At 67.4% G+C, this 20,627-nt stretch carries 22 protein-coding genes; 11 read left to right on the forward strand and 11 right to left on the reverse strand.

Annotated elements, in window-relative coordinates; all coding sequences use genetic code 11:
• Positions 1-54: 54 nt before the first annotated feature.
• Together ACL9RL_RS16035 and ACL9RL_RS16040 are read left to right on the forward strand one after the other, a co-directional pair.
• Positions 55-1,209, forward strand: a complete 1,155-nt coding sequence (locus ACL9RL_RS16035; protein ID WP_422781280.1) for an inorganic phosphate transporter — start codon at positions 55-57, stop codon at positions 1,207-1,209.
• Positions 1,206-1,538, forward strand: coding sequence for a peptidase (locus tag ACL9RL_RS16040; protein ID WP_422781281.1), 333 nt, complete (start codon positions 1,206-1,208; stop codon positions 1,536-1,538). The genes ACL9RL_RS16035 and ACL9RL_RS16040 overlap by 4 nt, the downstream gene beginning before the upstream one ends.
• A 131-nt stretch (positions 1,539-1,669) precedes the next feature.
• Here ACL9RL_RS16040 and ACL9RL_RS16045 read toward each other — a convergent pair whose 3' ends face one another.
• Positions 1,670-2,947 (reverse strand): uracil-xanthine permease family protein, encoded by a 1,278-nt coding sequence (locus tag ACL9RL_RS16045; protein ID WP_422781282.1) that lies wholly within the window; start codon positions 2,945-2,947, stop codon positions 1,670-1,672.
• A 248-nt stretch (positions 2,948-3,195) separates the two neighbouring features.
• On the opposite strand from ACL9RL_RS16045, the gene ACL9RL_RS16050 reads away from it, so the two are divergent.
• Together ACL9RL_RS16050 and ACL9RL_RS16055 are read left to right on the forward strand one after the other, a co-directional pair.
• The gene (locus ACL9RL_RS16050) at positions 3,196-4,674 is read left to right on the forward strand and encodes an NCS2 family permease (protein ID WP_422781283.1); all 1,479 of its coding nucleotides are present in this window, start codon (positions 3,196-3,198) and stop codon (positions 4,672-4,674) included.
• A 154-nt stretch (positions 4,675-4,828) separates the two neighbouring features.
• Positions 4,829-5,797: a phosphodiesterase gene (locus tag ACL9RL_RS16055; RefSeq protein WP_422781284.1), complete on the forward strand. Its 969-nt coding sequence runs from the start codon at positions 4,829-4,831 to the stop codon at positions 5,795-5,797.
• A gap of 24 nt (positions 5,798-5,821) precedes the next feature.
• Here the strand turns inward: ACL9RL_RS16055 and ACL9RL_RS16060 are convergent, their stop codons facing one another.
• Positions 5,822-6,814 (reverse strand): LacI family DNA-binding transcriptional regulator, encoded by a 993-nt coding sequence (locus ACL9RL_RS16060; protein ID WP_422781285.1) that lies wholly within the window; start codon positions 6,812-6,814, stop codon positions 5,822-5,824.
• 333 nt (positions 6,815-7,147) lie between these two features.
• Here ACL9RL_RS16060 and ACL9RL_RS16065 point away from each other — a divergent pair, with 333 nt between their 5' ends.
• On the forward strand, positions 7,148-8,647 hold the full coding sequence (locus tag ACL9RL_RS16065; protein WP_422781399.1) for an aspartate ammonia-lyase: 1,500 nt from the start codon (positions 7,148-7,150) through the stop codon (positions 8,645-8,647).
• Between the two features lie 161 nt (positions 8,648-8,808).
• Here the strand turns inward: ACL9RL_RS16065 and ACL9RL_RS16070 are convergent, their stop codons facing one another.
• Positions 8,809-9,720 carry a fumarylacetoacetate hydrolase family protein gene (locus tag ACL9RL_RS16070; protein WP_422781286.1) on the reverse strand — a complete coding sequence of 304 codons (912 nt, stop codon included), beginning with the start codon at positions 9,718-9,720 and terminating at the stop codon, positions 8,809-8,811.
• 86 nt (positions 9,721-9,806) lie between these two features.
• Between ACL9RL_RS16070 and ACL9RL_RS16075 the strand changes: the two genes are divergently transcribed.
• From ACL9RL_RS16075 to ACL9RL_RS16085, 3 genes are all read left to right on the forward strand, one after another.
• Positions 9,807-11,078 (forward strand): PrsW family intramembrane metalloprotease, encoded by a 1,272-nt coding sequence (locus ACL9RL_RS16075; RefSeq protein ID WP_422781287.1) that lies wholly within the window; start codon positions 9,807-9,809, stop codon positions 11,076-11,078.
• Positions 11,079-11,322: 244 nt separating this feature from the next.
• On the forward strand, positions 11,323-11,697 hold the full coding sequence (locus tag ACL9RL_RS16080) for an FKBP-type peptidyl-prolyl cis-trans isomerase (RefSeq protein WP_422781288.1): 375 nt from the start codon (positions 11,323-11,325) through the stop codon (positions 11,695-11,697).
• Between the two features lie 107 nt (positions 11,698-11,804).
• Positions 11,805-12,338, forward strand: a complete 534-nt coding sequence (locus ACL9RL_RS16085) for an adenine phosphoribosyltransferase (RefSeq protein ID WP_422781289.1) — start codon at positions 11,805-11,807, stop codon at positions 12,336-12,338.
• A gap of 34 nt (positions 12,339-12,372) precedes the next feature.
• On the opposite strand, the gene ACL9RL_RS16090 is transcribed toward ACL9RL_RS16085, so the two are convergent.
• From ACL9RL_RS16090 to ACL9RL_RS16100, 3 genes are read right to left on the reverse strand one after another with little or no spacing between them, the layout of a single operon-like run.
• Entirely contained in the window at positions 12,373-13,698 is a 1,326-nt protein-coding gene (locus ACL9RL_RS16090) for an MFS transporter (RefSeq protein ID WP_422781400.1), read from the reverse strand.
• A 50-nt stretch (positions 13,699-13,748) separates the two neighbouring features.
• Complete coding sequence (locus ACL9RL_RS16095) at positions 13,749-14,144, reverse strand: DUF1304 domain-containing protein (RefSeq protein ID WP_422781290.1); 396 nt, start codon at positions 14,142-14,144, stop codon at positions 13,749-13,751.
• Positions 14,145-14,192: 48 nt separating this feature from the next.
• Positions 14,193-14,438 (reverse strand): hypothetical protein, encoded by a 246-nt coding sequence (locus tag ACL9RL_RS16100; RefSeq protein ID WP_422781291.1) that lies wholly within the window; start codon positions 14,436-14,438, stop codon positions 14,193-14,195.
• Positions 14,439-14,660: 222 nt separating this feature from the next.
• Here ACL9RL_RS16100 and ACL9RL_RS16105 point away from each other — a divergent pair, with 222 nt between their 5' ends.
• Positions 14,661-15,092 (forward strand): pyrimidine dimer DNA glycosylase/endonuclease V, encoded by a 432-nt coding sequence (locus ACL9RL_RS16105; RefSeq protein WP_422781292.1) that lies wholly within the window; start codon positions 14,661-14,663, stop codon positions 15,090-15,092.
• A gap of 109 nt (positions 15,093-15,201) precedes the next feature.
• Entirely contained in the window at positions 15,202-15,465 is a 264-nt protein-coding gene (locus tag ACL9RL_RS16110; RefSeq protein ID WP_422781293.1) for a YdeI/OmpD-associated family protein, read from the forward strand.
• Positions 15,466-15,542: 77 nt separating this feature from the next.
• On the opposite strand, the gene ACL9RL_RS16115 is transcribed toward ACL9RL_RS16110, so the two are convergent.
• The 3 genes from ACL9RL_RS16115 to ACL9RL_RS16125 all read right to left on the reverse strand — a co-directional run bounded on the left by ACL9RL_RS16115 (position 15,543) and on the right by ACL9RL_RS16125 (position 17,778).
• The gene (locus ACL9RL_RS16115) at positions 15,543-16,568 is read right to left on the reverse strand and encodes a hypothetical protein (protein ID WP_422781294.1); all 1,026 of its coding nucleotides are present in this window, start codon (positions 16,566-16,568) and stop codon (positions 15,543-15,545) included.
• On the reverse strand, positions 16,568-16,945 hold the full coding sequence (locus ACL9RL_RS16120; RefSeq protein WP_422781295.1) for a PadR family transcriptional regulator: 378 nt from the start codon (positions 16,943-16,945) through the stop codon (positions 16,568-16,570). The genes ACL9RL_RS16115 and ACL9RL_RS16120 overlap by 1 nt, the downstream gene beginning before the upstream one ends.
• A gap of 122 nt (positions 16,946-17,067) precedes the next feature.
• Entirely contained in the window at positions 17,068-17,778 is a 711-nt protein-coding gene (locus ACL9RL_RS16125) for a hypothetical protein (protein WP_422781296.1), read from the reverse strand.
• Positions 17,779-17,973: 195 nt separating this feature from the next.
• Between ACL9RL_RS16125 and ACL9RL_RS16130 the strand changes: the two genes are divergently transcribed.
• Positions 17,974-19,014, forward strand: a complete 1,041-nt coding sequence (locus ACL9RL_RS16130) for an LLM class flavin-dependent oxidoreductase (RefSeq protein ID WP_422781297.1) — start codon at positions 17,974-17,976, stop codon at positions 19,012-19,014.
• On the opposite strand, the gene ACL9RL_RS16135 is transcribed toward ACL9RL_RS16130, so the two are convergent.
• Positions 19,001-19,291: a protealysin inhibitor emfourin gene (locus ACL9RL_RS16135; RefSeq protein WP_422781298.1), complete on the reverse strand. Its 291-nt coding sequence runs from the start codon at positions 19,289-19,291 to the stop codon at positions 19,001-19,003. The genes ACL9RL_RS16130 and ACL9RL_RS16135 overlap by 14 nt on opposite strands.
• Positions 19,292-19,446: 155 nt before the next feature.
• A complete protein-coding gene (locus ACL9RL_RS16140) occupies positions 19,447-20,583 on the reverse strand; it encodes a M4 family metallopeptidase (RefSeq protein WP_422781299.1) in 1,137 nt (378 codons plus the stop codon).
• Positions 20,584-20,627: the final 44 nt, after the last annotated feature.

The raw sequence follows: 20,627 nt of genomic DNA on the forward strand, positions 1-20,627 counted from the left end.
CTGAAGTGCCCGCCTCAGAGAAAGACGCCAGTGGAATTCGTTACCCTGACTGTCGTGCTGGTCATCGCACTGGCTCTGTTCTTCGATTTCACCAATGGGTTCCATGACACGGCGAATGCGATGGCGACGCCCATCGCGACCGGCGCGCTGAAGCCCAAGACGGCCGTGCTCCTCGCCGCGATCCTCAACCTCGTCGGTGCGTTCCTGTCCACCGAGGTGGCGAAGACCATCTCGGGCGGCCTGATCCGTGAGGGGCAGGGCGGGATCCAGATCGGTCCGGAGCTCATCTTCGCCGGGCTCATCGGCGCGATCGTGTGGAACATGCTGACCTGGCTGCTCGGTCTGCCGTCCAGCTCAAGCCATGCGCTGTTCGGCGGGCTCATCGGCGCGGCCATCGTCGGTGCCGGGCTCAACGCGATCGACTTCGGCGTTGTGCTGTCGAAGGTCATCCTGCCCGCGCTCGTCGCACCGGTCGTCGCCGGTCTCGTCGCGTATGCGGCGACGAAGCTCGCCTACGCGATCACGAGACGATACGACGGCAAGCCGGACGGCCGGGACGGCTTCCGCTACGCGCAGATCTTCTCCTCCTCCCTCGTCGCCCTCGCGCACGGAACGAACGATGCGCAGAAGACGATGGGCGTCATCACGCTCACGTTCATCGCCGTCGGATTCCAGGCTGTCGGCACCGGCCCGGAGCTGTGGGTCATCATCGTCTGCGCGTTGGCGATCGCCCTCGGCACTTACATGGGCGGCTGGCGCATCATCAAGACGATCGGCACGGGCCTGACGGACGTCAAGCCGGCTCAGGGCTTCGCAGCCGAGACGAGCACCGCGGCCACGATCCTCGCGTCCAGCCACCTCGGCTTCGCGCTCTCGACCACGCAGGTCGCCTCCGGCTCCGTCATCGGCTCCGGCCTCGGCCGTCGTGGTTCGAAGGTGCGTTGGGGAACCGCCGGCCGCATCGGTCTCGGCTGGCTCATGACGCTTCCGGCCGCCGGCATCGTCGGCGCCCTCGCTGCGGCCGTCGCCCACCTCGGCATCTGGGGCATCATCATCGACGCCGTCGTCGGCGTCGGCGTCATCCTCACGATCTTCATCATCTCCCGCCGCAACGAGGTGAGCCACCACAACGTCGTGAGTGAGGTCGCCGCGTCGGGCAAGGCCGTCAAGATCAAGCGCAACCCGAAGCCCAAGAAGGTGAAGAAATGATCGATTGGGGTGCGTTCCTCATCGTCGCCGTCACGTCGCTCGTCGCTGCGACCGCCGTGGTCAGCCTCTACTCGTTCGGACTTCGTCTGCTGACCACCGCCGGCCGGGTGCCTGTTGTGACGCCGGCCGAGTTCACCGACGCCATCACCGTGATCACACCGGAGGAGGCGGAGCGAGCTGCGAAACGTGCTGCGAAGGCTGCCAGGAAGAACCCTCTGACGGATTCGCAGAAGCTCCTCGCCCGGTACGGCGCCTACGCCTGCTTCGTCCTGTGCGGGGCCGCGGTGCTCTTCGGCATCTACCTGATTGTGCCGCTCTTCCACCGCTGACCCCCTCGGCCCCTGGCCGTCCCGCCTCCTCACAACACGAAGCCCGCGAGGGGTCGCATACGGCCAGTTGTCAGGGTGTCTGACTGTGCGTATGCGACCCCTCGCGGGCCGGGTTGTGGGGCGGGAGTCGCCTAAGCGGTCTTGCGCCAGCGGGCGATGAGCGTCATCAGGTGGTAGATGACGATCGCGGCGATCGTGCCGAGCGCGATGCCGTTGAAGCTCACACCGCCCCCGGTGACCCAGGTGTAGTCGGCGATGCCGATGATGAGCGCCGTCGCAGCGGTGAACTGGTTGACGGGCTTCGAGAAGTCGACCTTGTTGTCGAGCCAGATCTTCACACCGATGATGCCGATGAGACCGTAGAGGGCGGTCGTCACACCACCGAGGACACCGGCCGGAATCGTGTTGATGACGGCGCCGACCTTGGGGGAGAGGCCGAGCAGCACCGCGAAGATGCCGGCGACCCAGTAGGCGGCCGTGGAGTAGACGCGCGTCGCCGCCATCACGCCGATGTTCTCGCCGTAGGTCGTTGTGCCCGAACCGCCGCCGAACCCGGCGAGCACCGTCGCGACGCCATCGGACAGCAGTGCACGACCGGTGAGCTTGTTGACGGAGGGGTCGGTCATCTGGGCGACACCGCGGATGTGACCGACGTTCTCGGCGATGAGCACGAGCACAACGGGCAGGAACGCGGGCAGGACGCCCCAGAGCGCCGGGTTCGCGAACGGGTTGCCGGCCAGGTGGAACTCGGGCAGACCGATCCAGGCCGCCTTCTCGACGGCCTCGAACTTCACCTCGCCGGAGATCACCGCGGCGATGTAGCCGACGACGACACCGATCACGATCGACAGGCGACCGAGGATCCCGCGGAACAGGACCGTGGACAGGATGACGGCGGCGAGGGTGATGATCGCCGTCAGCGGCGCCTGTACGAAGTTGTTCTTCGCTGCCGGAGCCAGATTGAAGCCGATCAGCGCGACGATCGCGCCGGCGACGACGGGCGGCATCAGCGCATCGATCCAACCGGTTCCGGTCAGCTGCACGATGACGCCGACGAGCGCGAGCAGGACACCGACGGCGAGCACGCCGAAGAGTGCTCCGCCCATGCCCTCGCTGGCAACCGCCGCCGTGATCGGCGCGATGAAGGCGAACGACGAACCCAGGTAGCTGGGGAGGCGGTTCTTCGTGATCAGGAGGAAGAGCAGTGTACCGATACCGGAGAAGAACAGCGTCGTCGTGGGCGGGAACCCGGTGAGCACGGGCACGAGGAACGTGGCGCCGAACATCGCGACGACGTGCTGCATGCCGAGACCGATAGTCCGCGGCCAGGTCAGCCGCGCACCAGGGGCGACGACTTCGTTGGCTCCGACGGCTTTGCCGTCTCCGTGCAGTGTCCAGGGCAACGCCATGGATTCCTCGATTCAGTTGGGTCGGTGGTGTGTGGCCGGGCTCTGGCTCGGGCTCAGCCGATCGTAGCGAATGGACGAGGGGTCCAGCACCACTGGAGAGCACCCTCACGCTTTGATGCGCATTGCGGGCCCATCCCACAGTAAGCTGTGTATTCGCCCGGTACGCCGCGCCGTCGTCGTCGAAGAGTGCCAGTCGAGCCCCACCCGCACCCATCCGCGATCACCCGCGACCCTGCCCGGAGGCCTTCGTGACAACGACCCCCACCGATCCGACCGATACCGGTACCGCCCCAAGCGACGCGAGAGGCTTCAAGCAGCGCCTCGACCGCTTCTTCGAGATCACCAAGCGCGGCTCCACCGTCGGTACCGAGGTGCGCGGCGGTCTCGTCACCTTCGTGGCGATGGCGTACATCGTGATCCTCAACCCCATCATCCTGAGCGGTTCGCAGGACGTCACCGGCGGCAGCCTCGGCTTCCCGCAGGTCGCGGCGGTCACGGCCCTCACCGCCGGCGTGATGACGATCCTCTTCGGTCTCGTCGCCCGCTTGCCGTTCGCCTTCGCGGCGGGCCTCGGCATCAACTCCTTCCTCGCGGTGAGCGTCGTCGGCCAGGTCACCTGGGCCGAGGCGATGGGTCTCGTCGTCATCAACGGTCTGATCATCGTCCTGCTGGCCGCCACAGGTCTGCGCGCCATGATCTTCGGTGCAGTCCCGCTGCAGCTGAAGGTCGCGATCACGGTCGGCATCGGCCTCTTCATCGCGTTCATCGGCTTCGTGGACGCCGGCTTCGTGCGCTCCACCGGCGTCGGTTCGCCGCCCGTGGGTCTCGGCATCAACGGCTCCATCGCCTCCGTGCCGACGGTCGTCTTCATCATCTCGCTGCTCATCACCGGTGTGCTCGTCGCACGCAAGGTCAAGGGCGCGCTGCTCATCGGCATCGTGGTGAGCACGGTCATCGCGATCATCGCCGAGGCGATCTTCAAGGTCGGCCCCTCCAACGGCGGCGAGAACCCCGGCGGTTGGAACCTCAGCGTTCCGGGGCTCCCGACGCAGATCGCGAGCATCCCGGACCTCAGCCTCCTCGGTCAGTTCTCGTTCGGCGGCTTCGAGCGCATCGGTGTCCTCGCCGGCCTTATGCTCGTCTTCACTCTCGTGTTCACGAACTTCTTCGACGCGATGGGTACCATGACGGGTCTGTCCAAGGAGGCCGGCGTCGCGGATGCGAAGGGCGACTTCCCCCGCCTGAAGTCGGCGCTCGTCGTCGAGGGCATCGGCGCCGTCGCCGGTGGTGTCGCGTCCGGCTCCTCCAACACCGTCTTCGTCGAGTCCGGCGCCGGCATCGGCGAGGGCGCCCGCACTGGCCTCGCGAACATCGTGACCGGTGTCCTGTTCCTGCTCGCGATGTTCTTCACGCCGCTGACGCAGATCGTGCCGTCCGAGGTCGCCGGTTCCGTGCTTGTGATCGTCGGAACGATGATGATGGCCCAGATCAAGGACATCGACTGGACCGACTTCTCCGCGTCGCTGCCGGTGTTCCTCACGATCGTCGTGATGCCGCTGACCTACTCGATCGCGAACGGCATCGGCACGGGCTTCATCGCCTGGGTCGTCATCCGCTCGCTGTCCGGCAAGGCCAAGCAGATCAGCCCGCTGCTGTGGATCGTCGCGGCCGGATTCCTGATCTACTTCGCACGCGGCCCGATCGAGCACCTGCTCGGCGTCGGATAGTTCGGCGTCGGATAGCCTTCGGCGCTCCTCGCCGCAACGCTTGAAACCTCCGTTCTCGTGCGGACCAGCGTCCATCGAGGTCTCCCGCACGAGGACGGAGGTTTCGTCGTTCCCGGGCGAGGCGCCATCGGGGCGGGACTCGTAGACTCGGAACATGACTGGGAACGAGGCTGTGAACAAGGCTGGGAACGAGGCGGAGAACGCCGCCGCGAACGAGAACACCCGCAGCACCGTCCGGTTCGGCCAGTACGCACCGGCATCGCGCGTCATCGTCCACCTGAGCGATCCGCACCTCCTCGCAGACGGCAAGCGCCTCTACGACGCACTCGACGTCGAGGCGAATCTCCTGCAGGCGCTCGACCAGGTGGAGCGGATGGGGATCGTCCCGGACGCGCTCGTCTTCACGGGCGACCTCACCGACCTCGGCGAACCCGACGCCTACCGTCGGCTGCGTGCGCACGTCGAGCCGGCGGCCGCCCGCATCGGCGCGCCCATCGTCTGGCTGATGGGCAACCATGACGAACGTGCAGTGATGCGCACGGAGTTGCTCGGTCTCGCCGCATCCGATGAGCCGATCGACGGCGTCTGGGACTTCGGTGGACTGAGGCTCATCGGTCTTGACTCGACCGTCCCCGGCTGGCACCACGGCGAACTCACCGATGCACAGCTCGACTGGCTGCGTTCGATCCTCGCCACCCCGGCCCCGCTCGGCACGATCGTCGCCATGCACCACCCGCCTGTGCCGTCGCCAATGCCGTTCTTCGACATCCTCGAACTGCGCGAGCAGGACAGGTTCGCCGAGGTGCTCCGCGGCAGCGACGTCCGCGCCATTCTGGGCGGCCACCTGCACTACTCCACGAGCGGCACCTTCGCCGGCATCCCCGTTTCGGTCGCGAGTGCGACGTGCTACTCGATGAACCTGTCGCTTCCGCCGTACGAGGTCAACGGGATGTTCGGCGGACAGTCCTTCAACCTCGTCCACGTGTACGAGGACGGCATCACGCATTCGGTGGTCCCGCTCGGCGACCACCAGACCGCGGCGACGTTCAGTGCGGAGTTCGTCGAACGGATGGCGGCGCTCACACCGGAGGAGCGCTTGGAGGCGTTCTCCCGGAAACGCTGACGCGACCAGGTGGGATCCGCCGGCTCAGACGGGCACGCCGTCCGACCAGGACGGCGATAGGACCGCCTCGACCACCCGAGTCCTCGCCGGTCCGGCATCGCCGCGCATCCGATCGAGGAGCAGCGCGGCGGCGAGTGAGCCGAGCTCACGGGCCGCGACGCTGACGACGGAGACGCCAGGGGGAGCAGTGGAGGTGAACGGCAGGTCACCGAACACGGCGATGCCGACCGCCGACGGATCGAGTCCACGGCTGCGCAACGCTTCGACCACACCGACGGCCATGAGGTTGTTGGTGACGAAGACGGCGTCTGGCGGCGACGGCAGGGCGAGCAATCCTTCGAGGGCAGCTCGTCCGCCGCCGACGCGGAAGTCGGTGTGGACGAGCAACGATTCGTCGATCTCCAGCCCGGCCGTGCAGAGGGCGTCCCGCCACCCGGCTGCGCGCTCCGTGGCCGTCCAGATGTCCTGTGGGCCGGTGATGCATGCGATGCGCCGGAACCCACGACCGATGAGCGCCTCTGTCGCCGTGCGCCCCGCACCGACGTTGTCGAAGACGACCGTGTCGACGTCGATGCCGGCGACCGCGCGGTCCACGGCGACGACAGCGGTCGAACGCCGGCTGATGGGTCCGAGATCGGTCTCGGCGCCCGCGGGTCCGATGATGACCCCCGCCATGTGTTCGAGTGCCGCGATCTCGAGGTACTGGGCTTCGCGATCGAGGTCGTCATCGGTGTTGCAGAGGACCACCGAGTACCCCTCGCACCTCGCCGCGTCCTCGACGCCGCGAGCGAGCGCGGTGAAGAACGGGTTCTCGATGTCGGGGATCACGAGTGCGATGATCTCCGACGTCTGCTTGCGGAGCGTTCGAGCCGTGCGGTTCGGTGTGTAGGAGAGCTGGTCTGCTGCATCCCTGACCCGCTCGATCTTCGCTGCGGAGACGGGCGAGCCGTTGAACACGCGCGAGACGGTCGCCGGGGAGACTTCGGCGAGCGCAGCGACGTCGTAGATGGTCGACATGTGATCGTGTCCTTGTCCTGCTTCGGGGTCCTGTTGTCCGGTCATCCTATGTCCGTTTGCACCCTTATGAAGTCGGGCACCCAGCTAACTTGTTGCGTGTCGCGCGAAAGTGTCGCCCCATCGGCCGGGATTCGCGTCTCGTATCCCAGACATTCTCAGGCGATACGTTCAGGCCCGGGGATACAGTTGGAGGACCTCACCCGCACAGCAACCGGCAATGGAGCCCTTGTGACCAGCACCATCCCGATCGCGGTTCAGCCGCCGATCAGCATCCGACATCGAGCCGACCACCTCAACACCACCTCAGTCAGCGAAGCCATCGGAGACACCACCATGCAGGATCGGACCACCACAACGCCCGGACAGACCCGGACCGAATCCGATTCACTCGGATCGATGGAGATCCCGGCCGAGGCGTACTGGGGCATCCACACCCAGCGGGCGCTCGACAACTTCCCGATCACGAAGCGTCCTATCTCGGTCTACCCGGACCTGATCGTCGCGATCGCGAGCGTCAAGCAGGCTGCGGCGCGGGCAAATGCGGAGATCGGTGTGCTCAGCGGGCAGAAGGCCGACCTCATCGATGCCGCATGCCAGCGCATCATCGACGGGGAGTTCCACGACGAGTTCATCGTCGGCGTCATCCAGGGCGGCGCAGGAACCTCCACCAACATGAACGCGAACGAGATCATCACGAACGTCGCGCTCGAGATCGCCGGACGGCAGAAGGGCGACTACGCCTTCCTCCACCCGATCGACGACACGAACCGCTCGCAGAGCACCAACGACGTCTACCCGACCTCGATCAAGATCGCGCTCGCGTTCTCCTTGCAGTTCCTCCTCGCGGAGTTGGGTGCGCTCCGCGACTCGTGCAGCGCCAAGGCAGTCGAGTTCGCGCACGTGCTCAAGGTGGGCCGGACGCAGTTGCAGGACGCCGTCCCGATGACGCTCGGACAGGAGTTCCACGGCTTCGCCACCACCCTCAACGAGGACTACGACCGACTCCACGAGACGCTGTGGCTCCTGGCCGAGGTGAACCTCGGCGCGACGGCCATCGGCACGGGCATCACGGCCGATCCTCGATACGCGGCTGCCGTCGTCCGGCACCTCAACGAGATCACGGGGCTGTCCCTCACCACTGCGCCAGACCTCATCGAGTCGACGAGCGACGCCGGCGGGTTTATGTCGTTCAGCGGCACGCTCAAGCGCAGCGCCATCAAGCTCTCCAAGATCTGCAACGACCTCCGACTCCTGTCGAGCGGTCCGCAGGCGGGGCTCGGCGAGATCAACCTGCCGCCCCGTCAGGCGGGGTCGAGCATCATGCCGGGCAAGGTCAACCCCGTCATCCCGGAGGTCGTCAACCAGGTCGCATTCAGCGTGGTGGGCGCCGACATGACGGTGACGATGGCCGCCGAGGCCGGGCAGTTGCAGCTCAACGCCTTCGAGCCGGTCATCGCGCACTCCCTCTTGCAGAGCATCACCTGGATGGCGCAGGCCTGCCGCACGCTTCGTGTCAACTGCATCGACGGCATCACCGCCAACGAGGAGCGCCTCGGGGTGATGGTGGGGGCATCGGTCGGGGTGATCACGGCGCTGACCCCGTTCATCGGCTACCAGTCGGCTGCTGCGCTCGCGAAGACGGCGCTCCTGACGGGACGCAACGTCGCCGACCTCGTGGTCGAGGCCAAGCTCATGACGCGTGAGGAAGTGACGAAGCAGCTCTCGCCCGCGCGTCTGTCCGGCATCGAGGCGATCACTTCGGCGATCCCGATCATCGACCTGCCGTTGCCCGACCCCATCGGGCACACCGGCCACACCGACCAGCGCATCTAGCCAGCCGGAGGCTGTTCGCAATTCAGGAGCGCCTTCGGCGTGTTGCCCGGACTTCGCGTGAGCGCGGGTCGACACGCCGAGGCGCTCCTGAGTTGTGAACGGTCGGTGAGTGCGAGGCCGGTGAGTGCGGGGTCGGTGAGTGCGAGGCCGGCGCCGTGCGGCTAGACCGTGACGCGGCAGTGCGTCGTGAGCCGGCCGATGCCCTCGACCGCGACGGTGACGGTGGCGCCGTCGGTCAGGAACACCTGCGGATCGCGCGAGTAGCCTGCACCACCAGGGCTTCCGGTCGAGATGAGCGTGCCGGGCAGCAGCGTCGCAGAGCCGGACAGGTGCTCGATGAGCGTCGCGACGCTGCGCACCATGTGGCTCGTCGAGGAATCCTGCAGCGTCACACCGTCGAGGACGGTGGAGATGTGCAGATCCTGCGGGTCCTGGATCTCATCGGCCGTGACCACGACCGGTCCGGTCGGGGTGAAACCGTCGAACGATTTGCACCTCGACCACTGCGCCTCCGAATACTGCACGTTCCGTGCCGTGATGTCATTGACGACGGTGTAGCCGAACACGTAGTCGAGGGCGTCCTCCGATGCCACGTCGACCGCACGCTTGCCGATGACGACACCCAGCTCGGCCTCGTAGTCGACCTGCTCGCTGATCTCGGCAGGCCAGGTCGTGGTGGCGCCGTGCCCCGTGAGCGAGTTGGCCCACAGTCCGAAGATAGTGGGCGCGTTGTCGGTCTTGAGGTTGAGCTCCGTCGAGTGCGCGGAGTAGTTGAGGCCGACAGCCAGGATGGTCGGCGGACGTAGGACCGCCGATGCGTGCACAAGCGTGTCGATCGGCTCGCCTGTGATGCCACCGGTGCGCGCGTTGCCGACATGGCTGCGCACCCGCTCGAGTTCCGCCGGACCGCGTTCGATGAGTTCCTGCAGGTCCCTGGGGGCGTCGTCGAGGAGCTCGTCGAGGAAGTGGGCACCGGTGTCGTCCACGACCGCGAGCCGGACGTCAGCTGTTGCGCGGTGGGCGGCATCGGATGCTGCTGGACGGTCGGTGGCGACAAAGTGTGCGAACTTCACTCACCCACGGTATCGCAGCAGGTCGCCGGGTGGGTGGAACCGCCCGGACGGTCGGGGACCTGCTGCGTCCCATTTACGCTTGAGGCATGACCACACCGCCGCCGGAGCCGCCGCAGCACCAGCCGCAGCAGCCCAGGCAGCACGAGCCGCAGCAGCCCAGGCAGCAACCACAGCCGGTCTTCGCTCCCGGTCAGGTGTACGGTCCAGCTGCCACCGAGGCCCCAGCGCGAGTGCACGCGCGGCATGCCGCCATCCCACACACCGTGCCGTCGAGATCCATCAGCGTCTCCGCCGTGCTCGCGTGGGTCGCGCTCGGAGTCCTCGTCCTCGTCGGTCTGGCCGTCGGTGCCTACTTCGTGTCTGCGCTCGGCACCGGCGGGCTCGCGATCGGGTTCGTCCTGGCGCTCATCCCGCTCGCGATCGTGCTCCTCGCGGTCCGTTGGATCGACCGCTGGGAGCCGGAACCACGACTCGCCCTGGTGCTCGCGTTCCTGTGGGGTGCGACGGCATCGGTCGCGATCGCCCTCGTCGTCGACCTCACGGTGCAGGTCTCGGTGCTGCTCGTCGGCGTCCAGCCCTCCGACGTCCTGCAGTACGGCGTGCAGGCGCCCGTTGTGGAGGAGCTGGCGAAGGGCATTGGCCTGCTGATCCTGTTCTACGCCGCCCGCAGTCAGTTCGACGGTCCTGTGGACGGCCTCGTGTACGGGGCGGTGATCGCCGCCGGATTCGCGTTCAGCGAGAACATCCAATACTTCGGTCTGGCGCTCGCGGACGGCGGCGGAGGGCTGCTCGCCCAGACGTTCATCCTGCGCGGGATCGTCTCCCCGTTCGCGCACGTGACGTTCACCGCGTGCACCGGGCTGGCCCTTGGCTTCGCCGCCAGACGGCACAGGGGCGTCGCCGCTCTCGGCCCGTTCTTCGCCGGCCTCGGGGTCGCCGTCTTCCTGCACGCGCTCTGGAATCTGCTGCCCGGCTGGTTCGCCTTCCCTGCCGTGTACGTCCTGCTCGAGGTCCCCATCTTCGCGCTGTGGATCGGCGTCATCGTGATGCTGCGGCGCGCAGAGATCCGGGTGACGGCGGATCGCCTCGCCGAGTATGCTGCGGGCGGCTGGTTCACCCCGGGGGAGGTCGCGATGATCTCCACCGGGGACGGCCGACGCGGCGCGAAGGCGTGGGCGCGGTCGACATCGCGAGTGGCCGAGCGGGCGATGCAGCGGTTCATCGTGGAGGCCACGAGGCTCGCGTTCTGCCGGCAGCGGATCCTGGCCGGACGCGATCGCGCCGCCGATCGACGGCGCGAGACCGAACTGCTCGAATCGATCACGGCGCTTCGACGGCAATTGCTCGCCGGTCGCTGACCCGGGCGGAGGGCGGTACCGCAGCCCCTGCACAGACTCATCGCCCGGTGCTGCGGCAGTGCCTGCGAGTCTCCCGGGCGACGAGTTCTGCCTCAAGGATGCCCCACGCACGGCATCGACACAAGAGCCGGTCGTCGCCGATCGAGCCGAATGGTCGCGAATCCGCACGACACACGTCGCGGAAACCGCACGCGGAGAGCGAAATCGTGCAGACGAGCCCCCACGAAACTGCTTGGATGGACATATGACAGATTCATCACGGACCAAGCCAGAAGTCGACGCCCCGGAGGGCCCCGCACCCACCGAGCTCGTCATCGAGGACATCTTCATCGGCGAGGGCGACGAGGCGCAGGGCTCGTCGACCGTCGACGTGCACTACCTCGGAGTCGACTACGACTCCGGCGAGGAATTCGACTCCTCGTGGAGCCGCGGACAGTCGATCAACTTCCCCCTCCGCAACCTCATCTCCGGTTGGCAGCACGGCATCCCGGGCATGAAGGTCGGCGGCCGTCGCAAGCTCATCGTCCCGCCCGAGCTGGCCTACGGCCCCGCCGGTTCAGGACACCAGCTGTCCGGTCAGACCCTCGTGTTCGTGATCGACCTCCTGGGCGTCAAGTAGCACACCCCAACCGCACCCCTCGAGGCGCAGGCTCAGGCCGCGCTTCGAGGGGTGAACTCTGGGTCCGGACCGCGGACCCGGCCCACCACATCGTCCACGGAGACAGCATGCCAACAACAGCCGCCGAACACGTCGCCCATCTGACGGCCGAGATCGAGGACTTCCCGAAGCCGGGCATCCTCTTCCGCGATCTCACCCCCGTCTTCGCGGATGCGGACGCGTTCCGGGCGATCATCGACGACTTCGGTGCGCGGTTCGAGGGCACCTTCGATGCCGTGGCCGGTGTCGAGGCTCGCGGCTTCCTGCTGGCTTCCGCGCTCGCCTACGCGACGCACACGCGGCTCGTCCCGATCCGGAAGGCAGGCAAGCTGCCAGGCGAGGTGCTGCACGAGGACTACGGCCTCGAATACGGTGCGGCCGCGCTCGAACTGCGCACCGGTCAGTTGCCGCAGGGCACCCGTGTGCTGATCCTCGACGACGTCCTCGCGACGGGCGGCAGCTGTTCCGCAGCGGTCAGGCTCATCGAGCGCGCCGGATACGTCGTGGCGGGTCTTGGACTCGTCCTCGAGCTGGACGGTCTCGGCGGGCGCGAGGTGCTCGCCGGACGTGACCTCTACGCCATCGCGACTGAGCAGGACTGACCCCGGACCATCCCGCTCGGAAACCGGAGGAGGTCTACGGCGTCGGCGACGAAGCGTCGTATGCCCGGAAGCGCGGATGGGTCCGCACGAGCGTCCACACGATCGCGATGATCAGCAGCCCACCCGCGAGTGGCGGGATCCACAGGGCCAGCGCCGATGCTGCCAGGCCGATGTAGAGGTCCCCGAGTCGTGGGCCGCCCGTCACCACAACGGTGAAGAGCCCTTGCAGCCGTCCGCGGACCGCGTCGGGGACGGCCGTCTGCAGCATCGTCATCCGGAAGATCGAGCTGACGTTGTCCGCCGCGCCGGCGAACGCGAGGGCGATGCTCGCCGCGATGATCGCGGGTGTGAGCACCTCGTGTCCGCCATTCACAGACTGGCCGCTGAATGCCACCCACGCGAGCACACCGCCGAATGCCGCGATGCCTCCGCCGTAGGCCATGATCGCGATCTGGATGCCTCTGCCCTGTTTGTCGACGCGTCCGACGGGGCCCGACAGCAGGCTGGAGATCAGCGCGCCGATCGCCATCGCCGCGGTGAGGATGCCCACGGTGACCGGGCCGCCGCCGAGGACGAGCGTGCCGGCCGCCGGGTACAGCACCCGCGGGTTGCCGAAGGTCATGGCGACGATGTCGACGATGAACGTCATGCGGATGTTCGGCGCCGTGCGGAGGAACGTCCAGCCGTCCGCGAGGCTGCGGAGTCCGGGGAGCTTGCGCGTCCCCGAGCCGTTCTCTGGCAGGATCGCGGGGAGCGATGCGATGCCGAGGAACGCCGCGACGAAGAGGACCACGTCGATCGTGTAGGTCCAGGTGAATCCGACGGTCGCGACGAGGACGCCGGCGAGCGCCGGTCCGACGGTCACCATCACACCGGCGGCGATGCCGCCGAGCGCCGCTGCGGCCGGGAGCAGACGCGACGGCAGGATGCGGGGGAGGATCGCCTGTCTGGATGTCCCGACGACGGTCGTCGACACGGCGTTGAGCGTCGTCAGGACGTAGAGCGGCCACACCGCTTCGACGTGCAGCCAGGCCAGTGTTGCGATGATCGCGGTCGATCCCCACGTGACGCTCGCGGCGATGAGGGCGAGTTTCCGACGGTCGAATGCGTCGGCGAGCATCCCGCCGTACAGCCCGAAGGCGATCATCGGGAGGAGGGCGATGACGCCGACGAGTGAAACGGCGAGCGTCGACGAGGTCAGCGCGTACACCTGCAGACCGACGGCGACGATGGTCATTTGGCCGCCGATGCCGGTGATCGCGCCGCCGATCCAGAGGCGGGCGAACGCCGGACTCTCGCGGAGCGGCGACAGGTCGACGAAGAGCGAGGTGCGCTTCGTGGGGGTGGAGCCGGTGGGGATCGATCCGGTCGGCGTTGATCCGGTGGGGTCCTGGGGTTCGGCTGGCTGGTTCAGGCTCCCGTGACCCCACTCACGATGTACAGGACGATCGTGATGAGCGGAAGGGTGCCCTGGATGAGCGCTGAGCGGACCTTGCCCGGGCCGCTCGAGACGAGGACGACCGAGGCCGCGAACATGCAGATCACGGAGAAGATGCCGAGCGCGAAGCCGATCCCGTGCACACCCAAGCCGTAGAGGATCGCACCGATGAGGGCGCCGAGCGCGAGGAACAGGTTGTAGAAGCCCTGGTTGTAGGCGAGGACCCGCGTGGTCTCCGCTTCCTCCTGGCTGGCGAGTCCGAAACGCTTCCAGACCGAGGGCGTCGTCCATGCGAGCGATTCCCAATAGAAGATGACGATGTGCAATGCCGCTGAGAGGGTGGCGAAGATTGCGACGAGGATGACCATGTGCTCACCTTATTGCGCGAACGACGCGCGTCGCCAGCAGACACGGCGTCAGCCGCGGGTCGTGGGTTCGTCGGCTTCGGCGGCGTCGGCCACAGCCCAGCGATTGCCGAGCGAGGCGAACAGCGCGCCGTCGAGCACGATGGCGGCTGCCCAGATCCACCATGGCGTTGTGGCGCCGAACATCAGGGCGAGCCCGACGATGAGAAGCATCGATCCGGCGGAGGTGATCCGTCGAGGCCATGAAGCGTTGATCGCGCGTCGGACGTCAGGCCCGAACGGGGTGATGAGCATCATTGGATCTGCTCCCCGTACTCATGCGGTTTCCGTGCCCATTCGTGCTCCGTGTTCATTCGTGATCCGCGTTCATCCGGGCTCCTCGCTTCGGTCGTCCCTCAGAACCGTAACGAACGACTCATCTGACAGCAAGAGATATCACAGATGTGCTGTGGTGACGATGTTCGCGATCCGGTGGCCGCGTCTCGGCTCCGTGTCAGCCGTGTCGGGCAGGATGGAGGCATGCGTCTCTGGTCCATCCACCCTCGCTACTTCGACGCCCAGGCCCTCGTTGCCGCCTGGCGCGAAGGGCTCATCGCCCAACGGGTGCTGGGCGATGACACCTCGGCGCTGCACGACCACCCGCAGCTGCAACGATTCCGCGATGCGCCGCAGCCGGACGCAGCGATCGGCGCCTACCTCACGGCGCTCGCCGACGAAGCGGACGAACGCGGCACCGGTCTCGATCGCGAGAGCATCGTCGTCGAGGCGGCTGCCGTCGGACAGCTCGTCGTGACGGACGGCCAACTGGATTACGAATGGGGCAACCTCACCCGGCGTCTCATCGAACGCAGCCCGGCTGTGGCCGATCGCTGGGCGAACGTGTGGCGTCCGGAGGCGCATCCGCTGTTCACCGTGGTGGGCGGCGGGATCGCGGAATGGGAAGTCGTCTGACCCGACGTACCGTCGCGTCCGCGACCGTATTGCGACCCGCATGCTACAGCGATGCGTTCCGTGTCGCCCGGTGCTCGACCTCGGCTGCCCGAAGCACTACGTTTACCCCATGGGCAGACACGCTGACGTGGAATCCGGACCGCTCGCGGCGAGTGAGCGGGTGGTGCGCCTCCGTCCGGACGCCGAACAGACCATCGACGACGCCGGACGTCTGGGCGTGTTCAGAAGCCTGCCGAACAGTGCACAACGCGAACTCGCGCACTGGGTCGACACCGCCGACGAGGACGAACGCGAATCACGCGTCGAGCGACTGATCGAGATCCTCGGCGAGCAGGCGACGAAACGCGTCGCAGAGGACCCCGATACCGACTGAGGCGGACTCCGTCTGAACGCTCCGTCCGTACAAAACGCACACCTCGTCTCCTGTCGGCGCCCGAAGCGAGACGGAGATCACTCCGCGGATGGCGCCTGGGTCGGGTTGACAGGTGGAGTCGGCACAGGTGTCGGCACGGGTGTAGCGGCTCGCTGCACCGGGTACGTGGTCGGGAACGGCGGTGTCGCAGGCGCCGCATCGGCGATGTCGCCCGTCGCGTTCCGTTCGGTCTGGGCGAGCGGGAAGATGTTCCAGGCCCTCCCGCGGCTGCCGAGGTCGAACGGGACCGTGATGGTGCCGGAGCTCGTCGGCTCGTCGATGTCGTCGCCGATGAACAACTTGCCGACCGTGACGAGCGGTTTGCCGTCCTGATCGAAGAGCTGCAGATCGCTGATCGGATTGCCGTCCGCGTCGTAACCGAAGATGTTCTGCACGCGTTCGCCGTCGAGGCGCAGACCGTTCGGGTCGGTGTACAGCACGGTGTCGTCGAGCCGGGGCGGTGTGGTCGCCGACACCGTCCACCCGAGGAGGAACGGGGTGATCAGGATCGTCACGACCGAGACCGTCGTGCGGAGCCCGCCGAGGAACGCGTTCGGCACCCATTGCCCCCGGCCCCACTGCACACTGAGTGTGAGCGATGCGATCAGCAGCGCCCACAGAAGGGGGTCGGTCGGCAGGAGGCTGCTCCGGCCCAACACGACGAACGCGACGACCTGGTACACCGCCCAACCGCGGAAGACCCACCACACCGGGCGCAACGCGAGTGCCGAATCGAGGAGCCAGGAACCCAGTCGGGTCGAACGGATCGACCGCCCGAACGTCGAGGCGAACGACTCGATGCCGCTCCGCAGGCCAGCCCGGAAGGACGGACGGGCGTCACTGCGCGCCGCAAATCCCGCTGACGCTCGAAGTTCGTCGGCATAGGCCTTCGGGTCGCCAGGGTCGAGTCGCCCGCCGTCATCGGACGCCTGCTCGCTGAGGTCGGCCTCCAGGCCACCGGTCAGGTCGTCGACGTCCTCCGCCGACAGGTCGTCGAGGTGACGTCTGACCGCGGCGGCGAATGTCGAGATCGTGTCGTCCAAGGCGGCGGTGCGTTCGCTCATCATTTCTCCCCGATCGTGCTGGTTGCGGCTGCTGTTGCTGTTGCGGTGCTGGTCGGCGCGGCGTCCGCCAAGAGGTCCGACATGGCTCCGGCGAAGCCCGCCCAGGTCGCCCGCTGGCGGGACAGCATCGCCACCCCTTCGACGGTCATCGCGTAGTACTTGCGGTGCGGGCCGCCGTCCGACGGGACGACGTAGCTGGACAGCGCGCCGGCGGCATACAGGCGACGGAGCGTGCCGTACACGGACGCATCACCCACATCGCCGAGCCCCGCATCCCGCAGACGGCGCACGATGTCATACCCGTAGCCGTCGTCGTGTTGCAGGACCGCGAGCACGGCCACATCCAGCACGCCCTTCAAGAGTTGTGTTGTATCCACGACGCCTCCACTGTGTCAGGAAGCACGGTACCACGTAATGCGCGGTAGTGGGGAAAAGCGTCGCTCGGGTCCGACCACGGCGAGCATCGCTCCTGGTCAGAAGCCGAACTCAGAAGCCGAACTCAGAAGCCGAAGTCGCCGCCGAAGTCTCCGCCGCCGAAGTCGCCGAACCCGCCGCCGGCGTCATTGCCGCCGCCCCAGCCGGAGTCGCCGAATCCGCCGCCCTGGTCTGCGCCGGCTGCATCGATCGAGCCGCCATCCGTGCCGGCGCCAGAACCGTCGGCACCAGAACCGTCAGTACCTGCGCCGTCCGCACCTGCACCATCGGCACTGGTTCCGACGGAGTCCGGGATGAACGCGCTCGCGATTGCGGAGCCGATGACCATGCCGGAGATGGTGCCAAGCAGGGAGCCGGCGAACATCGTGCCGAGTCCGGGTCCGCGCTGCCCGAAGGAGCGTTCGAGGGTTCCGGGCTGGCGCAGTTCCGAGCGCGTCGCGGCTGTTGCGAGCGCGGCGGGGGAGTCGTTGAGCGGAGCGTCACCGGCGGGCGCGTTCTGCGACAACTCCTGAAAGACGAGCGTGCGCTGCTCCGGTGTGAGCTTCGCGAACGCTTCGGCGTGCACCTGCTCGATCGCCTCCGGCGGCGCCGTGCGCAACAGGTAACGGTAGCGCTCCACGGCGATCTCGTCGGCAGAACGCGGTGCGGACTGCGGTGCAGACGGCGTCGCGGCGGATCCGTATCCCGGCTGCGGTGCGCCGGCTCCGTATCCGGCTTGTGTGCGTGCTCGGTCGTCGCGATCGTCGCGGCCGAGGAGGCGGTCGAGGAATCCCATGGTCTGCTCCTTCGCGGTGGTGCTCCCAGGGTATTGCACCGCTGCTGGCACGGTCCTGGGAGGTTGCCGATGGCGGTGAACGACTCGCCCGGAGGTGCCGATCCACCTCGATCGGGAATGCGGACGAGGCCTCGAACGCTGCACTCACCTGGACGACGAACACGCGCACCAAGCGTTGCGCGACGAAAGGTGAGCATGAAACTGTCGGTACTCGATCTGATCCCGGTGCGCTCCGACCAGGACACCAGCCAGGCCCTCCAGGCGACGATCGGACTCGCCAAGCGCGCGGACGAGCTGGGATTCCATCGCTATTGGGTCGCAGAGCACCACAACATGCCCTCGGTCGCATCGACCAACCCGGCCGTCGTCATCGGGATCCTCGCTGCCAACACGCAGCGCATCCGCGTCGGCTCAGGTGGTGTGATGCTGCCGAACCATGCTCCGCTCGTTGTCGCAGAACAGTTTGCGCTCTTGGAGGCATCCGCTCCCGGCCGCATCGACCTCGGGCTCGGACGAGCCCCAGGCAGCGATCCCGTCATCTCCGCCGTTCTGCGCCAGTCCGGCAATGTGAGCGACGTCGACCGGTTCCCGAACAACGTCCAGGACATCGTCTCCCTGCTCGGCGAGGAGGGGGCCACGGTACGCCTCACGTCCGGCGACGAGTATGAGCTCCGCGGAACGCCGAAGGCCGGCAGCATTCCGGACGTCTGGCTGCTCGGGTCGAGCGACTACTCCGCTGCGCTCGCCGCAGCGCTCGGGCTGCCGTACGTGTTCGCGCACCACTTCTCCGGTCAGGGGACGGCTCGCGCGCTCGAGCTCTACCGGACGACGTTCGAAGCGTCGCCCCGACTCGATGCTCCGCGCACCTTCCTCACCGCGAACGTCGTCGTCGCGGACACGAAGGAGGAGGCCGAGGCGCTCGCCCTCCCGAACCTGCAGCAGATGGCGCGACTTCGTGCCGGCAAGAAGCTCGGCCCGATCGCCACGGTCGAGGAGGCGGCGGCCGACGAGCTGTCGAGTCTCGAACTCGAACTGCTCGATCAGATGCGCAGCGCCTGGATCATCGGTGACGCGGAATCCGCGGCGCGTCAGCTGACCCAGCTGGCCGAACGGTTCCAGGTCGACGAGGTTATGGTCTCGCCGGTCAGCTCCGCCTACGCGGGGACCGATCCGTCGTCGGCGCCGGCGCGCATCCGCTCGCTCGAACTCCTCGCGGAGCAGTTCAAGACCGCTTGATTTCGCCCGGTGGATCGGGTTGGGCGTCCCTGACCCGGTCCACCAGTTCCTGCCACGGCCCGGTCACCTGCTGTTCCGCGAGGACGGCCTCGTGCGGGGCGCATCGGATCCGATAGACGTAGCGATCCGGCTGCAGCGGTGCCGGTTCGGCCTCACTCCACGGCAGTCGGTCGATGAGCACGACCCACGTCTGCGGGTCCGGCTGGTCGTCGACGACGACCTCCCACCGCCTCGTGAGCCCGGCGATGCCGCCGCTCCTCGTCACCATGACCTTCATGCCGTGATCGTACTCCGAGCACGCCACCGTCATAACTCCTTCAATTCGGACGCGTTTTCGGGCGAACCCCCGGAAAATCAGGGGTGATCCTCCGCAGGTCGTCGGATTGAAGGAGTTATGACGGTGCTGAAGGAGTTGCGACGGTGTTGAAGGAGCTATGACGGTGCGATGGTGAGGGGTCGGGTGGCGGGCGTGATGCCGACATTGGCCCAGCCGGCGGACACCGCAGCGCGGACCGCGGACGTCTCGCCGTAGCGGGATGCCGCAGCCTGCAGGGTGGCCGCCGCGAAGCCGGCGAAGTCCACCGTGGGGGAGAGTGCATCGGTGCCCGTGCCCGTCAGCGTGTCGTACCAGACCTGGCCGATGCGCTCCCACGCCTTCCCGCCGAGCGTCGTCGCAGCCACCGCGAACGCACGATTCGGGATGCCGGAATTGAGGTGCACCCCGCCGTTGTCCTCCGTCGTGTGCACGTAGTCCGCGAAGTGTGCCGGCTGCGGATCCGTGCCGAGGACGTCGTCGTCGTACGCGGTGCCCGGATGGATCATCGAGCGCAATGCTTCACCTGACACCTCGTCGGTGAAGAGGCCAGCGCCGATCAGCCAAGTGGCGTCGGCGGCATCCTGACCGGAGGCGTACTGCTCAACGAGTGCGCCGAAGACATCCGAAACGTGTTCGTTGAGCGCACCGGACTGCCCCTCGTAGGCGAGCGCGGCGGAGAACTGGGTGACGCCGTGGGTGAGCTCGTGACCGATCACGCTGAGTGAGGAGGTGAACCCGCGGAACACCTGCCCGTCGCCATCGCCGAACACCATGCGCTCGCCGTTCCAGAACGCGTTGTCGTAGTCGTCGCCGTAGTGGACCGTCGCCGACAGGGGGAGGCCCCGGCCGTCGATCGAATCACGGTGGTAGACGTCGGCGTACAGTGCGTGTGTGCTGCCGAGGCCGTCGTACGCCTCGTTGACCGCCGCATCGGTGACCTCCGGTTGGCCCTCGCGGCGCACGGGCGTGCCAGGCAGCCTCTCGGTCCGGCCTGCGTCGGAGATGTCACGCCGCGGGCCGGGGATGGCGGCGGTGGATGCGGATGCCGTGTCGGCGTGCATGGACGGAGCGGCTGATCCGGTGGCCGGCCGATGATCCGCACGGGTGGCGAGCAGCGAGTACCTGGCGGCCGTGGCAGCTCGTGCGAGATGCGGTTCCCGGAGGGCCGCGATGCGTTCCAGCAGGTACGGAGGCACAACGCCTGGTGTGCCGCGCGTTGTGGATGACTCGTACTCGCCCCGTTCATCGTCCATGCGGTGATCCTGTCACGATGGTGCGACATCCGCTCGGACAACCG

It is taken from the genome of Plantibacter sp. Mn2098, from assembly GCF_049319745.1.
GTDB lineage: Bacteria > Actinomycetota > Actinomycetes > Actinomycetales > Microbacteriaceae > Plantibacter.

Coding starts and splice junctions, on each gene's coding strand:
- ACL9RL_RS16040 (WP_422781281.1), top strand. CDS start 1,206: ATGATCGATTGGGGTGCGTTCCTCATCGTCGCCGTCACGTCGCTCGTC.
- ACL9RL_RS16045 (WP_422781282.1), bottom strand. CDS start 2,947: ATGGCGTTGCCCTGGACACTGCACGGAGACGGCAAAGCCGTCGGAGCC.
- ACL9RL_RS16055 (WP_422781284.1), top strand. CDS start 4,829: ATGACTGGGAACGAGGCTGTGAACAAGGCTGGGAACGAGGCGGAGAAC.
- ACL9RL_RS16060 (WP_422781285.1), bottom strand. CDS start 6,814: ATGTCGACCATCTACGACGTCGCTGCGCTCGCCGAAGTCTCCCCGGCG.
- ACL9RL_RS16065 (WP_422781399.1), top strand. CDS start 7,148: ATGCAGGATCGGACCACCACAACGCCCGGACAGACCCGGACCGAATCC.
- ACL9RL_RS16075 (WP_422781287.1), top strand. CDS start 9,807: ATGACCACACCGCCGCCGGAGCCGCCGCAGCACCAGCCGCAGCAGCCC.
- ACL9RL_RS16080 (WP_422781288.1), top strand. CDS start 11,323: ATGACAGATTCATCACGGACCAAGCCAGAAGTCGACGCCCCGGAGGGC.
- ACL9RL_RS16085 (WP_422781289.1), top strand. CDS start 11,805: ATGCCAACAACAGCCGCCGAACACGTCGCCCATCTGACGGCCGAGATC.
- ACL9RL_RS16095 (WP_422781290.1), bottom strand. CDS start 14,144: ATGGTCATCCTCGTCGCAATCTTCGCCACCCTCTCAGCGGCATTGCAC.
- ACL9RL_RS16100 (WP_422781291.1), bottom strand. CDS start 14,438: ATGATGCTCATCACCCCGTTCGGGCCTGACGTCCGACGCGCGATCAAC.
- ACL9RL_RS16105 (WP_422781292.1), top strand. CDS start 14,661: ATGCGTCTCTGGTCCATCCACCCTCGCTACTTCGACGCCCAGGCCCTC.
- ACL9RL_RS16110 (WP_422781293.1), top strand. CDS start 15,202: ATGGGCAGACACGCTGACGTGGAATCCGGACCGCTCGCGGCGAGTGAG.
- ACL9RL_RS16115 (WP_422781294.1), bottom strand. CDS start 16,568: ATGAGCGAACGCACCGCCGCCTTGGACGACACGATCTCGACATTCGCC.
- ACL9RL_RS16125 (WP_422781296.1), bottom strand. CDS start 17,778: ATGGGATTCCTCGACCGCCTCCTCGGCCGCGACGATCGCGACGACCGA.
- ACL9RL_RS16130 (WP_422781297.1), top strand. CDS start 17,974: ATGAAACTGTCGGTACTCGATCTGATCCCGGTGCGCTCCGACCAGGAC.
- ACL9RL_RS16135 (WP_422781298.1), bottom strand. CDS start 19,291: ATGAAGGTCATGGTGACGAGGAGCGGCGGCATCGCCGGGCTCACGAGG.
- ACL9RL_RS16140 (WP_422781299.1), bottom strand. CDS start 20,583: ATGGACGATGAACGGGGCGAGTACGAGTCATCCACAACGCGCGGCACA.